This window comes from Helicobacter sp. (assembly GCF_022770205.1).
Classification (GTDB): Bacteria; Campylobacterota; Campylobacteria; order Campylobacterales; family Helicobacteraceae; genus Helicobacter_D.
The window spans coordinates 1-2,379 of the sequence record NZ_JALEIK010000008.1 but is presented as its reverse complement, the minus strand read 5'-3'; the positions used below and the strand labels follow the sequence as shown (position 1 = coordinate 2,379).

Below are 2,379 nucleotides of genomic sequence, written 5' to 3'. Positions count from 1 at the left end.
TTAAAGGATTCTGGATAATATCTGTGTTCAAAAAGTCTATAATTTTCTTTTTCCTCATTTGTGAAGCCAGACAGCACAATCCTATTGTGTTCCGCTATTATGCCTAACACAACTTCATTTCTCTTATTTTCGTCTTTTTTAACACCTTTTAAAGCTTCGTCAATCTTTGGTTTTATTTTTTTTATTACCGCATAATTCATATCTTGAACATCTTTATCCCCAAGACGTTTGTTGAATTGTAAGGCAACCTCCAAAGTATTCACACTCGCAACCTCTGCTGTAGCCACCAAAAACAAATACCCCCCACAAACAAAAACAATAAGCAGCGTTATGGCTAACTTACTAACAAAATCTATCTTTAAGCCTCTTTCCTTTGCATATCCGCTTAAAAGCCAAAGTGATACCCAAGAAAATAGTAATGCCACAAAAACAATAAAGCCCTCTCGCATTTCTTGAAACACAATTACTCCAATCACAATAAGCGCAACGTTTAAGACAATAATAATTCTATCCTTAAAAGATATATCTTTAATTTTTTGAAACATTTTAATCCCTTAATACGTCTTCACACTAAATTTAGCGCGTACGACTCCTATTATGTTTATCTTTTCCATTTCCTGTCCCTCTAGTGTGATAGTTGCGTATTCACGATTCGCAGATATTAGCTTTATCCACTTGTTAAAAGGGTCTTTTTCTAGTCTTTTAATGTATAGGTTACCCTCAATGTTTGCAATAATTGTATCGCCATTTTTAGCCACACATTCGCGCTCAATTAGCACCTTATCACCATTTTCAAAGTAAGGCAACATAGAATCCCCTGCAACACTGATTAAATCTAAGTGTTTATAACTCTGTATTTTTACTCCACTTAGCAAGGCTTGTGATAGCTCTAGCTTTTGCGGTGTGCTTTCTAAAACACTTATACCATAGCCCGCAGAAGCAGTAACATTCTTATAATAATGGATAGGGATTTTATGAGGTTCGGAAGTATCCATAGTCTTAGTATATATATCTTTTGTTATACCTTTTTCTATAAGCAACTTTAGCTTATTTGGAATTCCTCTAACCCTATACATATTAATAGATTCCTTTTTAACGCCCAAAAAATCGGCAAGTTCTTTGTCTGTTTTTAAGCCTAATTTTTCTTTAGCTTCCTGTAGCTCCCCTATCTTATTCTCTGTCATTTCTACTTCCTTAATATATTTTTTTGGTATATCTCTATATCTAAAATGATTTACAGATTCTACTTTGATTCCCAAAAAATCGGCAAGTTCTTTGTCTGTTTTTACCCCCAATCTTGCCTTTATTGCGTTTAATTCATCAATTCCCAATCTTTATCCTTTTAAAAAAATATACCAAAATTTGTTTTTTCTATTGACAACATATAACAAATGTTATATAATCCCACCATCAAAAGTTTGCAAAGTCTTTCATAACTTTTTGTAGAGAATAGCAAAAATTATGCCAAATGCTTAAACTTTTATGTTCTTTGAAAACTCTTGTTGTTATAATAAGATTGCGAAGGATTCCAATGTTAATTGAAACACTTAAAACGATAGGTTTTGGTCTTTTTGTTAATAGTTCCTACGATTTAATGCATAACGACTTCTCGCTCTATAACATTTATATCGGCTTAGGAAGTCTTTGTATGATAATCGGTAGCTATTTTTTAGAAAAAAGGAAAAAACAATGAGCGGACAAGCTTTAGCAAGTATTGTAGTAACTATTGGCTTAATCATTATCGCTTATGAAATTTACAAAGTTCATAAGAAGGCTAAAGACAAACAATAACTTCAAGGGGTTTTGCCCCGCCTCTTTACAATCTCACATAACAACACCATTTATTAAGGTAAGAAGTATTTAAAAACGCTGACAATGCCGATAATCGCTAGATTTTCTACAGGTTCAGGCTTCTTTTTAAGCAACACACACCTTACAAATAAGTATCTATAATGAAGCTCCTTAGTGTTTTTGTTTTGGAAAAATAATTATAACACAAGGGGCTTCACAATGGATATTGAATGTTCTTTCACATTCAAGCTGTCAGACCGCTAAGCAGGTAGTGTTTAAAAGCGGAATAAACCTATTAGATAAAACTTAAAAGTGGTTTTGGGGGGTGGGTTGCAATCTTTTAAAAGGGTTTAAAATGCTACATTTTAGATTCAAAAAGGTTGTGAAGTGGCTAAGACTTAGAATCTCTATAAAAATAGAGATTAAAGCTTAAGCCTTTTTACATCTTTTTCCACTCCCTTTGTGGAGTGGTTAGATGTAATTATAACACATTAAAAGGAATAGAAGTGTTAAAGAGAAAAAAATTTACACATATCACTAAAGCAATGGCTAAAAAAGGAATGAAACTAAAAACTTGGGCTGATTCTA

The 2,379-nt window shown here is 32.7% G+C and carries 2 protein-coding genes; both read right to left on the bottom strand.

Annotated features, from left to right (window positions below):
• Positions 1 to 545, bottom strand: a 545-nt coding sequence (locus MRZ19_RS01570; RefSeq protein ID WP_291029663.1) for a hypothetical protein, incomplete at its 3' end; no start/stop codon positions are given.
• A gap of 9 nt (positions 546 to 554) precedes the next feature.
• Positions 555 to 1,331 (bottom strand): S24 family peptidase, encoded by a 777-nt coding sequence (locus tag MRZ19_RS01565; RefSeq protein WP_291029661.1) that lies wholly within the window; start codon positions 1,329 to 1,331, stop codon positions 555 to 557.
• Positions 1,332 to 2,379: the final 1,048 nt, after the last annotated feature.